This window comes from Leptolyngbya sp. KIOST-1, from assembly GCF_000763385.1.
In the GTDB taxonomy this organism is placed as follows: domain Bacteria; phylum Cyanobacteriota; class Cyanobacteriia; order Phormidesmidales; family Phormidesmidaceae; genus Nodosilinea.
In genome coordinates this window covers 1,890,603-1,902,563 of the sequence record NZ_JQFA01000002.1, presented here as the reverse complement: position 1 = coordinate 1,902,563, position 11,961 = coordinate 1,890,603, and the positions used below count along the sequence as shown (strand labels likewise).

At 59.6% G+C, this 11,961-nt stretch carries 16 protein-coding genes, 1 tRNA gene and 1 pseudogene; 7 read left to right on the top strand and 11 right to left on the bottom strand.

Annotation, left to right across the window (positions count from 1 at the left end):
- Positions 1 to 26: 26 nt before the first annotated feature.
- From NF78_RS08390 to NF78_RS08375, 4 genes are all read right to left on the bottom strand, one after another.
- Positions 27 to 239 (bottom strand): hypothetical protein, encoded by a 213-nt coding sequence (locus NF78_RS08390; RefSeq protein ID WP_035985729.1) that lies wholly within the window; start codon positions 237 to 239, stop codon positions 27 to 29.
- A gap of 271 nt (positions 240 to 510) precedes the next feature.
- On the bottom strand, positions 511 to 1,299 hold the full coding sequence (gene tatC / locus NF78_RS08385; RefSeq protein WP_035985728.1) for a twin-arginine translocase subunit TatC: 789 nt from the start codon (positions 1,297 to 1,299) through the stop codon (positions 511 to 513).
- 177 nt (positions 1,300 to 1,476) lie between these two features.
- Positions 1,477 to 2,364: a helix-turn-helix domain-containing protein gene (locus NF78_RS08380; RefSeq protein ID WP_035985727.1), complete on the bottom strand. Its 888-nt coding sequence runs from the start codon at positions 2,362 to 2,364 to the stop codon at positions 1,477 to 1,479.
- A gap of 256 nt (positions 2,365 to 2,620) precedes the next feature.
- Complete coding sequence (locus NF78_RS08375; RefSeq protein WP_035989135.1) at positions 2,621 to 2,890, bottom strand: YciI family protein; 270 nt, start codon at positions 2,888 to 2,890, stop codon at positions 2,621 to 2,623.
- 516 nt (positions 2,891 to 3,406) lie between these two features.
- Between NF78_RS08375 and NF78_RS08370 the strand changes: the two genes are divergently transcribed.
- The 4 genes from NF78_RS08370 (at position 3,407) to NF78_RS08355 (ending at position 6,489) form a co-directional block, all read left to right on the top strand.
- Positions 3,407 to 3,724, top strand: coding sequence for a Mo-dependent nitrogenase C-terminal domain-containing protein (locus tag NF78_RS08370; RefSeq protein ID WP_035985726.1), 318 nt, complete (start codon positions 3,407 to 3,409; stop codon positions 3,722 to 3,724).
- Between the two features lie 228 nt (positions 3,725 to 3,952).
- A complete protein-coding gene (gene tadA, locus NF78_RS08365; protein ID WP_052049993.1) occupies positions 3,953 to 4,504 on the top strand; it encodes a tRNA adenosine(34) deaminase TadA in 552 nt (183 codons plus the stop codon).
- Between the two features lie 264 nt (positions 4,505 to 4,768).
- On the top strand, positions 4,769 to 5,443 hold the full coding sequence (locus NF78_RS08360; RefSeq protein ID WP_225885257.1) for a lysophospholipid acyltransferase family protein: 675 nt from the start codon (positions 4,769 to 4,771) through the stop codon (positions 5,441 to 5,443).
- 59 nt (positions 5,444 to 5,502) lie between these two features.
- Positions 5,503 to 6,489 (top strand): L-lactate dehydrogenase, encoded by a 987-nt coding sequence (locus tag NF78_RS08355; protein ID WP_263970569.1) that lies wholly within the window; start codon positions 5,503 to 5,505, stop codon positions 6,487 to 6,489.
- Between the two features lie 204 nt (positions 6,490 to 6,693).
- On the opposite strand, the gene NF78_RS32920 is transcribed toward NF78_RS08355, so the two are convergent.
- The 6 genes and pseudogenes from NF78_RS32920 to NF78_RS08325 form a co-directional block, all read right to left on the bottom strand.
- Positions 6,694 to 7,335, bottom strand: a complete 642-nt coding sequence (locus NF78_RS32920; RefSeq protein ID WP_035985724.1) for an AAA family ATPase — start codon at positions 7,333 to 7,335, stop codon at positions 6,694 to 6,696.
- 147 nt (positions 7,336 to 7,482) lie between these two features.
- Positions 7,483 to 7,572: transfer RNA gene (locus NF78_RS08345), tRNA-Ser, on the bottom strand.
- Positions 7,573 to 7,676: 104 nt separating this feature from the next.
- A pseudogene (locus tag NF78_RS08340) lies at positions 7,677 to 7,853 on the bottom strand (thioredoxin domain-containing protein); the annotation flags it as partial.
- Between the two features lie 129 nt (positions 7,854 to 7,982).
- Positions 7,983 to 8,264, bottom strand: a complete 282-nt coding sequence (locus NF78_RS08335; RefSeq protein WP_035985723.1) for a TMEM165/GDT1 family protein — start codon at positions 8,262 to 8,264, stop codon at positions 7,983 to 7,985.
- Positions 8,265 to 8,290: 26 nt separating this feature from the next.
- Positions 8,291 to 8,635, bottom strand: a complete 345-nt coding sequence (locus NF78_RS08330) for a TMEM165/GDT1 family protein (protein ID WP_225885256.1) — start codon at positions 8,633 to 8,635, stop codon at positions 8,291 to 8,293.
- 201 nt (positions 8,636 to 8,836) lie between these two features.
- The gene (locus NF78_RS08325) at positions 8,837 to 9,193 is read right to left on the bottom strand and encodes a YkgJ family cysteine cluster protein (protein ID WP_035985722.1); all 357 of its coding nucleotides are present in this window, start codon (positions 9,191 to 9,193) and stop codon (positions 8,837 to 8,839) included.
- A 159-nt stretch (positions 9,194 to 9,352) separates the two neighbouring features.
- On the opposite strand from NF78_RS08325, the gene psb30 reads away from it, so the two are divergent.
- The gene (gene psb30, locus NF78_RS08320; protein WP_035985721.1) at positions 9,353 to 9,484 is read left to right on the top strand and encodes a photosystem II reaction center protein Ycf12/Psb30; all 132 of its coding nucleotides are present in this window, start codon (positions 9,353 to 9,355) and stop codon (positions 9,482 to 9,484) included.
- A 46-nt stretch (positions 9,485 to 9,530) separates the two neighbouring features.
- Here psb30 and ispD read toward each other — a convergent pair whose 3' ends face one another.
- A complete protein-coding gene (ispD, locus tag NF78_RS08315; RefSeq protein ID WP_035985720.1) occupies positions 9,531 to 10,223 on the bottom strand; it encodes a 2-C-methyl-D-erythritol 4-phosphate cytidylyltransferase in 693 nt (230 codons plus the stop codon).
- Between the two features lie 166 nt (positions 10,224 to 10,389).
- On the opposite strand from ispD, the gene NF78_RS08310 reads away from it, so the two are divergent.
- Together NF78_RS08310 and NF78_RS08305 are read left to right on the top strand one after the other, a co-directional pair.
- Positions 10,390 to 11,301: a glycosyltransferase family 9 protein gene (locus NF78_RS08310; RefSeq protein ID WP_052049991.1), complete on the top strand. Its 912-nt coding sequence runs from the start codon at positions 10,390 to 10,392 to the stop codon at positions 11,299 to 11,301.
- A 104-nt stretch (positions 11,302 to 11,405) separates the two neighbouring features.
- The gene (locus NF78_RS08305) at positions 11,406 to 11,945 is read left to right on the top strand and encodes a hypothetical protein (RefSeq protein ID WP_052049990.1); all 540 of its coding nucleotides are present in this window, start codon (positions 11,406 to 11,408) and stop codon (positions 11,943 to 11,945) included.
- Positions 11,946 to 11,961: the final 16 nt, after the last annotated feature.

The following is an 11,961-nucleotide window of genomic DNA, read 5'->3' as shown; positions in this document are numbered from 1 at the left end:
CTGTCGCCCCGGTGCAGCCGCTGATCTCAGTCAATAGAAATGCTCTGGGGGCCACCGTTGCGGGAACTGGCGCGATCGGCGGCGCTGCTAGCGGGGGCAACACCCTGGTTCTGGAGCCAGCTTTTGACGGGGTCATCGGACAAATTGAGCCGCAGCAACCCTGAGGTCAGCCCGCCTAAAAATGCCACCGGGTGAGCGGTTAGCTCTTGTACAAAAGGGGTCAGCTCATCTAGAAACATAGGGTTCAGGAGGGGTAGCAACGGCTTGATCCTAGCGTGAAAGCGCTGTGAAGAGGTATCTCCTGTAGCCTCCGCCGCCAAATCTGTTTCTATAAGCAACTGGGTGATCCGGCTGTCAGATTGCATCCGAACCGCCTTGGCCAACCCCGGTGCAGCTGGGATAACACCGTTCGGCCCTACGCAAGCCCCCTACTTATAAATTGGGCAAATCGGGGCTATGTGATTCGGATGTGCTTGGAAAATAGCCCAGGACTCAGGGTCCGCGCTGACCCTATCGCCCAATCGCCTTGACCAGACCAATGCCGCCAAAGTAGAGAAACAACACCGCCCCCGCCAGCAGACTCTGGGTGACCGGGTCCGTCGAGGGGGTCAGCACCGCCCCCAGCACCGCCGCCCCCAGCAGTACGTAGCGCCAGCCCTTCAGCATCTGGTCGGAGTTGACAATGCCCAACAGCCCCAGCAGCATCTGCAAAATTGGAATCTGAAAGGCCAACCCGGTACTGAACAGCAGCAGCAGCACAAATTCAAAGTAGCGATCGATCGACCACAGCTGCTCGACCACATCGGCCCCGTAGCTGATGAAGAAGTTGAGCGCCGCCGGGATCAAGGCGACGTAGGCAAACATGAGCCCGGCAAAAAACAAGACGCTCGACCCCAGCACCAGAGGCCCAATCAGCCGTCGCTCACGCCGGGTTAGCCCCGGCAGTACAAACATGACCACCTGGTAGAGAATAAAGGGACTGGCGGCGACCAGGCCGCTATAGCCTGCCACCTTGAAGGAGACAAAGAAATACTCCCCCGGCGATAGCTGTAAAAACTTGACCCCCTGGGCTGGCACCTCCAGCAGGGCCACAATCGGCTTCACCTGCCAGAAGCAAGCCACAATGGCCAGCACCACCGCAATCAGGCTGTAAAAAATACGCTGTCTCAGCTCTTCCAGGTGGTCGAACAGCGACATCTCGACATCGTAGGGTACCTCGTCGAGGTCAACCGCCGGGTTTCCAGCGGCACCGGAAGCCGTCTGGGGAGCGGCGGTGTCAAGCTCGGTGGGCGGTGTCATAGGTTGGGCGGATGAACAGTAGGAGGATCGCTTCTATTGTAGGCCCATAACTCAAGGGGATCGGGTCAGGGCCAGATCCGATGGAGATTGTACGACCGGCACAGGATCCAACCTGGTTTTTGGGGCCGGGCGTGGCCATGGGAATGGTGGGTGGTTTGGGCGAGAGTTCATGCGCCCTTAGGGTGTCTGGAGCGTCTCTGCCCCAGAGTTGGGGGTGATGGTCAGGGTTCTAACCACCCCGGAGTTGCCCAAGACCACCGCCCGATCGCCATTGACCGACAGCTCTACCCCGCCTGCGTTGCCGGTTCTAAACACCAGACTGGCTTGGGCCGTCCAGGTTTCCTCAAAGCCGCTCTCGGCAATGCCCTCGTAGACGTTTTGGCCATCGGCAACAACGCTCAGCCAGGCGCGATCGCTCAGGTTAGCGCTAACGACCACCGGAGCCTCCAGGGGCACGCTGGGACTGTTGTCTGATGCCTCCGGAGAATCAGCGCCAGCCTCGGCATCCCCGTCGGGTGCATCAGCGTCAGTAGTCGGGGCCTCGGTTGGTGCGCTGGTGCCCGGGCTGTTGGCCTGGGGGGTCACGCTACTGCGACCCAAGAGCGCCCACAGCCCCAACCCCAGCACCAGCGCCAGGGCCCCCAGACCCAGCAGCAGCGGCAGCGGCGATCGCGGTGCAGACCGTTTTTCAACGACCCGAGGCCGACTCTCCATCGCTGGGGGGCTGGAGTAAACCTCGGGCTGTTCGACGAAGCCATTGCTGGCAACCGGTTCAAGGGGTGCTGGGATGGGCAGCACATCGACAGGCGTGACCCGAAATTCCTTAGCGATGCTCTGGCCGTCCAGGCCGAGGGCTTCGGCGTAACGCCGAATAAACCCCTGGATGAAGACTGGTTCGGGGAGCGCGGCCTCTTGCCCCGTCTCCAGCGCCTGTAGCAGGGCCGGACGGATAAAAATTTGGTTGGCCAGCATGTCAATGGACAACCCCTGCTCTTGCCGCACCTGGCGCAGATACGCCCCGATACTTTGGAGCTGCTCGATTTGGGTAGGAGCTAACTTAGCCACGGCACCTCATTGAACAACGCTATGGAAATTTCACCGCGGGCAACCATGCCCCAGGCGATGACGCGATCGAAGCTATTTTAATGGGAAATGGTCGCCAGCGTAGTTCGGCCGCGCGAAACCCTTGCGCCCTCAGGACGGGTCATCAATTGTGGCCAAAACCCCTGTGTACCAGGCTTTGCCACGCCCGACCCCAAAAACGGGCTAGGGGCTGTAACCCTTGGTTTATAGGCATTCGGCAGTGAATTGATGACAGCCCCTAGAACACCTGATTCCAGGCATGAACCTCGTAGCCGGTCCAGATGCCGTGCTGCCAGTAGGGATCGCCTTCCACCAATTGGCGCACCGTCGCTTCGTCCTCGGCTTCGTAAATACCAAAGACTTTTGTGTTGTCCATGGTGGGGCCAAGGGCGATGAGCGTCCCGCTGTCTTTCTGCTGCTGCAACCCCTGCAGGTGCTCTGCCCGGAATGGAGCACGCTTTTCGAGCACATTTTCGCAGTAAGTGCCCCACATGACGTACTTTGCCATCGTTAATCCCATCAACTTGATCATCGCTGATGGTATCAGACGGAGTCCCGTTCTCTACAAAGTAATAATCTATACAAAAGGAGTTGGTTTTGGCGAGATAGGCTGATAGCCGCTGCCCGGTTGGAAAAGTGTCATGGTTTTCACGCAAAAAGCGGTGCTAATCCGTCATGATCAACTACAGATAAGCTTCAGTGAAACTACTTGAAAATTGCCCCTGTATAGGGGAGTTAAGAGAGCGATCGCAGGCCTGGGAGCTATATTCCTCGGACCTTTCCGGAATGTGAACTCAGCCCGCTGAAGGTTTTCTTTATCGGAGCTTTAGTCGAAAACAAGGCAGCTTCGCTGATGCTTTACCCGATGTTTGAGGGAATTCTTTAGCTTGAACAAAAGGCTCCCCCAAGCTCTGTTATCTCTATCCTCCTCTGGCCAAGTATTGAGTTTTTATATCAAGTCCAGCTCAATGCTCGGTGGTTTCTCAGACGGTCTCAACTATTTGGACTTGCGAGAGGTTTAACCATGAAACGTTTTCTGTCTACCCTGAGCCACGGTTTTCGCGCTACAGGCCAAACGCTCAACCTAGACCTGTTCCGCCCGCTGCGCCAGTGGGTCAGTCACCTTCGGGTGGAGACACCCCGTCGAGCCCGCAAGGTAGCCGAACTCATCCCGGCCCAGTGCCCCTTTGAGCGCGACATAGTGCTGTGCGGGCGCTCCGTTGCCCACATTCCGCCCCTGTGCAAGCTCAACCCCCTCTACGACGAGTTGGTCGAACTGCGGTTTCGGGCCCTGTGCTACCTGGCCGACGAGTGCGGCGAAGACATTTCGGCCTATATCTAGTCAGAACGGTTGGCAGATTGCTGCTAGCACAGCCTGGCCGCCAGAATCCCAGTTTCTCGACCTGACGAGGGCCCTGGTCAGCTGCCTATATGGCGGGTGCTGAGCAGAATCTTTGCAGAATTTTGAGCAGCGGATCGGCCACAATCTCTGTAGGCTTTGTGGGATAGGCATCCTGCCTGGCTTGACTGGACAGCCGGGAGGGCTACCCCACTCAACCACGATCCCGCCATGCCCGACGACATTCCGCCCATTGACCAGGAGGACGCACCCGACCTGCGCCATCGCCGTTGGATGCGGCGGGCGATCGAGCTGGCTGAAATGGCCGGGAACGCAGGCGATGTGCCCGTGGGTGCCGTGGTGGTAGGCCCCGGCGACGTGGTGCTGGCCGAAGCGGGCAATCGTCGCGAGCAGGACCAGGACCCCACCGCCCATGCCGAAGTGCTGGCCCTGCGCGAGGCGGCCCGCCAGTTGGGTAACTGGCATCTCAACGACTGTACGCTCTACGTCACCCTAGAGCCCTGCCCCATGTGCGCCGGAGCAATTATTCTGAGCCGCCTGGGGCTGCTGGTGTACGGCACTCCCGACCCCAAAACCGGAGCGGTGCGATCGGTGCTCAACCTGCCGGATGCCCCCACCTCCAACCATCGGTTGGCGGTGGTGACCGGCATTCTGGCCGACCCCTGCCGCGAGCAGCTACAGCGGTGGTTTCAGCAGCGTCGTCAGGCCCACCGCCGCAAAACGGCCTCCCATGACGCCATGACACCGGGTGAACTGTCCTGAGCAGGCTTGCGCCTGGTCACAGAGACTATAGGGTGGTGATATAGACCAAGGCCAGTCCCCTTTTGTTTCCGGCTGAGGCTGTTAAGCCATCAGGACGGGCATACTGGGAAGGCCTGGTATCGGCACTATAGGGTTTAGCTGACCATGGCTCCTGTAATCCACCTTCCTATGAAATCGTCTGAGTTCTCTGAATCGTCTGCCGCCGAGTCGAATAGTAGTGGGATCGCGCCGGACGGCCGATCGTTAACCTCGCACTGTTCTCCAATGCTGACGCCGTTGGCCTATTTGCTGGGGCAGCGGCTGGTCGTGCCATCGTACTTTGGGGCGATCACAATTACCGGCCAGGAGCGGGTACCCACCGCTGGGCCTGTGATCTTAGCGCCCACCCATCGAGCCCGCTGGGACTCCATCCTGCTGCCCTTTGCCACCGGGCGACCCGTCACCGGGCGAGACCTGCGCTTCATGGTCACTGCCGACGAGGTCAAGGGTGTACAGGGCTGGTTTATTCGTCGGTTGGGCGGGTTTGCCGTCAACGTGCGGCGGCCTACGGTGGCCAGCCTGCGCTACGGCATTGACCTGCTGCTAGCGGGGGAAATGCTGGTGATCTACCCGGAGGGAGGAATTCGCCGCGAAGACCGGATTCACGGGTTGAAGCCCGGCCTAGCCCGTCTGGCCGTTCAGGCTGAGGCCGCCAAATCTGACCTGGGGCTGCAGGTGCTGCCTGTCGATATTTTCTACGGTGAGACCTATCCAGGCTGGCGCTGCCCAGCACAAATACACATTGGCGAACCCCTGCGAGTCCAGGGGTATCTCAATGGGCAAGATGCCCCCGAGGCGCTCAAGTCCGGGGCGCAGCAGCTGACCCAAGATCTCCAGGCTCAGCTAGAGGCCATGGTGGCTCACCGCCAAGGAATGACCTCCGCCAATTCGCCCAGGTAGGACAATCTGCAATTGCCGTGGTTTATTAAAGGCATTGGCCCTTTAAACCAGGATTTCCTATGTTTGATAGCCTTTTTACTACCAATCCGCTGCCCAACCTCCACATTGACCCACTGCGGCCTTTGAAGGGAGTGATTGTGGGGGCAGGGCAGGTAGGCCTGGCCTGTGCCTACGCCCTGATGATCCAGAATGTGTTGGATGAGCTGGTGCTGGTCGACATCAACCAGGAAAAGCTGATCGGCGAGGTGATGGATCTTGAGCAGGGCATGTCGTTTGTGGAGCCGACGCTGATCACAGCGGGTACGATGGCCGATGGCGCCGGAGCCGATGTGGTAATCATCACCGCCGGAGCAGCCCAAAAGGAAGGAGAAACTCGGCTGGATCTGGTGCAGAAGAACGTCGAGATTCTCAAAAAGCTGATCCCCGATATTGTGACCCATTGCCCGGACGCCATCCTGCTGCTGGTGTCTAATCCCGTGGACGTGCTCACCTACGCCGCCTGGAAGCTATCGGGGCTGTCTCAGGCGCGGGTGTTCGGCTCAGGTACGGTGCTGGATACGGGGCGGTTTCGGTACCTGCTCTCCCGTCGGTTGGGCATCGATTCGCGCAGCCTGCACGCCTACATCGTTGGTGAACATGGCGACAGCGAAGTACCCCTCTGGAGCCATGCCAATGTCTGTGGAACCCCGATTTACTTCGACAGCATGTCCGCCGCTGAGCGAGAGGCGATGGACGACATTTTTCAGCAGACTAAGAATGCGGCCTACGAAATTATCCGCCGCAAAGGCTACACCAACTACGCTGTGGGCTTGGCGGTGACGCAAATTGTGCAGTCCATTGTTCGTGACCAGAACCGGGTGTTGACGGTGAGCTGTATGGCCGATGAGATCTTTGGCGTCAGCGATGTGTGCCTGAGTCTGCCCGCCGTAGTTGGACGGTTTGGGGTCACCCGTCGGCTTAACCTGGCGCTAAATCAGCGGGAGCAGGAGCTTTTGCAGCAGTCGGCCCAAACCCTGCGAGCCGTGATCGATCAGATTAAATTTTAGGGCTTTTGGGCGTGTCATCAATTTTGGCCAGCTGTAACCCATGATTTTTGAGCGGTTAGCAGCTGATTGATGACGGGAGCATGTCAGGTTTGCAAGGTCGGCTGAAACAGGTGAGGATGCAAGTGTTGACCTAAAGGCCTAACTGATGACCCCTGAGAAAGCCACCCAACTCAAAACTCATCTCGCAGCAATCGCTCAATTGCTCTACGAGGAGAGCGATCCGGCTGACATGCAGACTCTAGAAATCACCACGGTGAACAGCATCACCCGCGTATCAAAGCGCTGAAAGCCGTAGCGAATGGCCAGATCGCCCAGCCCGCCGCCGCCGACTACCCCCGCCATGGCTGAGTTGCCAATCAGGCTGATCACCATCAGGGTGAGGCCCAGCACCAGGGCGGGCAGCGACTCTGGAATCAGCACATTGCGGACGACTGGCAGTGGGTAGTTGACCACCGTACACGCCAAATCGAGCCTGAGGTGGCGGCAGAGGAGGGCCTGGGTGGCGCGCACGCCCCGCTGGGTCAGCACCCGCCAGCCCGCCTCGGTGTAGACCTGAAACTCCAGACTGGTGCCCTGGCTGCGGTGGCGACTGCGAATCACCCGGTAGGTGTGATCGCCCTGCTGAAACTGAAAACTGACGCTGGCCTCCAGCGCGCCCTGGTGAATGATGTCGTCATCGGCTGCGGCCCGGCTCTGGCCCCACAGCGCCCAGGCGATCGCCTCTAGCAGCGACGACTTGCCCGCACCGTTTGGCCCCGCCACGCAGACCACGTGCAGGCCGCTAAAGTCGAGACTGGCCTCGCGGTAGCTGAGAAAGTTTTTGAGGGAAATGTGCTTGGGAATCATGGGTACATCAGCACCACTCCCCTAAGCCTACAGTACAAGAGAATCTCAAGTACACCTGTATCTTAAAGGCGGACTCCCATAAACGCAAAAATCGCTGCAGATGACGGCGCATCCCAGCGATTTTTGTCGGTTCGGGTATGTCAAATACGGAAGCGGTGGGATTTGAACCCACGAGGGAAGGTTTACTCCCCTACCTCCTTAGCAGGGAGGCGCTTTCGACCACTCAGCCACGCTTCCAAGAACAAGAAGTTCTTTGTTAGTTTAGCAGACTTTACTGGCCTGAGGCACCTTCCGGCCCTCTGGCCTAACGCTTACGGGGTCAACCGTAGAAAAGACGCTGCTTAGAGATACTTTTCGAGGGTATTGGCCAGGGTTGTTTTGGGTACCGCACCCACAACCATGTCAACTCGCTGACCTTCCTTGAAAATCATCAGGGTAGGAATGCTGCGAATACCGTACTGGCTAGCCACGCTGGGATTTTCGTCGGTATTTACTTTGACCACCTTAATCTGGCCATCTCTCAGGGGCCCAGTGGAATGAGGACAATGTTCCCCAGGTGCTGGCCCATCGTTGTGCTTATCTCAATGGAGCCATTGGGTTACAAAGGTGACATGCTCCCATTGATGACAGCCCCAAGCTCGGCAAGCTCACTCGGCCTTTTCCCCTGGCCACAGTAGCCGGACGGCCAGCAGCGCAAACCCAACCGCCGCTACGGCTTTGATCAGGCGCTCGGGCAGAATTTGGGCGGTGCCTTCCCCAACGATGACCCCCAGCAGGCTGGCCAACAGGAGGGCGGCGGCGGTGCCCAGGAATACGGCGCGGGGAGAACTGGAGCTACCCCCCAGGGCGATCGCGGCCAGCTGACTTTTATCCCCCAGTTCGGAGATGAACACGGCGGTAAAGCTGAGGGCGAGGAGGTTCCAGTCCATAGAGAAAAGGCGGGTGGGTAAGGGAGCTAGAGGTGGGCGACATCCCAGAGCAGCCAGACGGAGATGCCCAGCAGCATGGCGCCGGCGGCGGTGTCCAGGGTGGCGGGGGACACGCGGCGGGCCAACCACTGACCCAGCAGCACGCCAATCAAACTGGTGGTGACCAGGGCTGTGCCAGCCCCAATAAAGACCACCAGCGGGGCCTGGGACTGGGCACTCATCAGCAGGGTGGTGACCTGGGTTTTGTCGCCCAACTCAGCCAGAAAAATGGTGATAAACGTAGAGCTAAAAATACGCCAGAAGGTCGCTCGACTGATGGTTTCAGCGGGCTTGGTGGCGGTGGGCTGGGGAGCAGGGCTGGAAATAGACACAGCAAAAATAGCGGCAGGTCAGTAGGTCAGTTTAGACAGTCAATAGAGCCGGGTCTGCCTCAGCCAGGTAAACCCAGGGCAACCCCCACTGAATACCCCCTGAACACCACCGGATATTTCATAATGCTTTCATTATCTGCAAGCGATCGCAAAATCGCAACCCACCCATCTACTCACCTACTCATCCACCCACCCACTCTCCTACTCATCCACCCCCACCGCCCGGTTAAACCGCTCCATCTCCGGGCTTTCGTCGCCATAGATATCGGCAATGTGCTCCTGACAGCAGTCGATGGCAAAGTCGTCTAGCTGATCGGCGGTAACGCCAAACATGGTCTCGAAGGTACTAAAGGTGACTCGGCAAAAGGTGGGTCGCTCTGGGTAGATGGCGCAGAGGCGATCGCCCTTGTTGTAGTGGATGCACCAGCCGTCTTCGCCCACCATGCTGAGGTAGAGGGCCAGCTGGTCGGGATCGAGGTACGACTCCAGGTCAGGGCGCTCGTCGGGGGCCAGAAAGCAGCAAGCGCCGCAGGTTTTCACACATTGCCAGGTGGCCATTCGTTCTCCTCTGGCCGTCGCTGGCCCAGGTTGTCCAGGTCAGCCAGCGCTGCCTTAGAATTTTGTTAAGTTATCTAAAACGGAGGCCGCGTTAGCGGGTAAAATAGGCTCCGAAAGCAAGCTTCATTCTAGTCCAGTCGCCTTGTGTTGGGAGGTTTCATGAGCTTTGTAAGTGGTTTTTTGAACAGTATTAACTTTGAGCTGATTGCCCAGTTGACCATGCTCGGCATGATTGTCATCGCCGGCCCGGCGATTGTGTTTCTGCTGTTTCTGCGCGGCGGTGACCTCTAAGGCCTTTGGGGCTTAGGCCCCAGCCATGACATCAGCAGCGCCTGGGTTAGCTCAGGCGCTGTTTTAGTATAAATTCTGCGATCGCCAGGTCCACGGGCGTGGTCACCTTCAGGTTGGTTTCCTCCCCCAGCACCACCTGCACCGGTAGGCCGCTCTTTTCGAACAGGGCCGCATCGTCGGTGACGTTCCAGCCCTGCTCCAGGCCCTGGCGGTGGCACCGCTTGAGCAGGGCCACATCAAACCCCTGGGGGGTTTGGGCGGCCCACAGGCGCTGGCGATCGGGGGTGGCCTCGATCCGCTGGTCGGCATCGACCACTTTGATCGTATCTTTGACGGGCACCGCTACCACCAGCCCCGGACAGGTGCCCAGGGCGGCCGCGCAACGGTTGAACAGGTCTGGGGTGGCCAGGCAGCGGGCCCCATCGTGGATCAGCACCCGAGTCGCCTCCGGGGGCAGGCTTTGCAGGCCGTTGTAGACCGACTGCTGCCGAGTGTCGCCGCCCGTCACCAGGTGGATGGGCTTACTCAGTTGCAGTGCCTCAGCCACGGTGGCCAGGTGGGGGCGATCGCCCGGCTGGCCGATCAGCCCGATCCAAACCACAGCCTTGGCCTGGTCGGCGGCCTGGAGGGTCCAGGCGATAATCGGTTGTCCCAGCAGATCGAGCAGGACCTTGTTGCGATCGGCCCCCATACGGCGACCGCTGCCAGCGGCGGGGATGAGCAGGTGGACAGGGGTCATAGCAATATGGCGTAGGGGAAAAACGGAGATAAATTATCCCCTTTGGTGAAATTTAATGCATTTTGTCGGCCAGATATCCCTTAAACCTTGACCAGGTTCCACTACAATAGCTTGCGAACAGGCATGGGCGTAATATATGCGGGTACTGGCTCTTGTTCCAGGGGAAATGGAGACTCAGCTGAGCTTCTTTCCGGTAATCAATCAGATTCAAAATAGCTTTGAAAACGCCGAGGTTTCTGTGGTAGCGGCCCCCAGCGCCACGGCGATTTATCAGCTTTCTAAGGGAGTGGCCGAGGTGGTGCCCTACAACTTTGCGGCCCCCAACAGCCCGGCCGACTGGGCCAACCTGCTCGGCATTGTGCGCGATCGCGAGTTTGATGTGGCCATCACCCTGACCGACTCCTGGTCGATTGCCCTGCTGCTGTGGCTCAGCGGTGTCCCCACCCGGCTGGGTTACGGGAGTGCCGCCAACAACCTGCTGCTGACGGCAACGGTGCCGCCTTCTGCTGCCGCACCTTCCTACAGCGACCTCCTGGCTCCAATTCAGATCACGAGCGCCCCCCCTGCCCTCTCGGTCAATGTCCCCCGCAGCGACCTGACCGCCGCCGAGTCCCTGCGGCAGGGTTTGGGCCTGGAGAATGGCTACGTCCTGCTGTATCCCGGCCCGACCGCCAGCGGCACCACCTACCCCACCGAGAGTTGGGTCGCAATTCTCAAAGACTTTCAGCAGCGCCAGCCCGGTCTGCCCCTGGCGCTTTTGCAGCTTGACGGTGGGGTGGCCCAGGCAGCCGAACTGGCTGCTGCGGTGCCCGACCTCAAGGTGCTGCGGCCCGAGACCCCTGGTCAAACGGCGGCGATGATAGCGGCGGCCAACCTGTTGGTCGCGGTAGAGGGCTACCCGCTGGGGCTCGCGATCGCCCTGGAGGTCTACACCGTGGGGCTGCTTACCAGCCGCGAGGGCACGCTGCCCAAGAGTCCAGAGGGCGATCGCCTGGTCACCCTGGCTTCTGCTACCGGCACCCTGGCCGACATTGCCCCCGACCAGGTACTCAAAAAAATCTGGAGTGAAGATGCCTAGCTCCCCATTGTCCTACCTTTAGCCCCATGCCCCTCCGTAGAGCCTTAGCTACTATCTAAGTGCAAGGCCGTCATCCCTGCCCAGCCCTTGGAGAACTGACACCTATGGACAAGATTAAAGAACAGGCCAATGTCGTCACCCAGCTGCTGTTTGCAGCTGATACTGGCGACCTGTACAAGAAAACCCTCGCTCGCACCTGGGATATTCTGCGCGAAATTGGCATCCTGCTGTGGCTGGTCATCTGCCTCACCTTTGTGGGTGGCGAGTGGTTCTACCGCACCGCCGTGGGCCTGGGCCGCAGTACCCGGGCCTGGTATACCCACCTGAGCGAAAAAGACCCCGCCGCCGAGTCCCAACCCATTACCTCCACCGGGCAGGCTCTGCTGGACACAGTTAAGTCAGGCACATCCTATCTGCTGGCCCAGGCCCGACAGCAGTTGGGCATCCCAGCCCCAGAGCCCCTGGTGCCCGCTGCCCCCCCGGCCCCGACCACCTCGGTAGCACCTCCCGCCCCTGCGGAACCTGCTACCCCCAGTGGCCCCCCCGCCCCGGTGGAGCCCGCCCCGCCGACCGAACCCCCAGCTTCCCCGATCGCAACCATCAGTGCTGACGTGGAAGCCGAGGAGGATGTCGATCTGGCCTAGGGGTTGTAACCCTTGA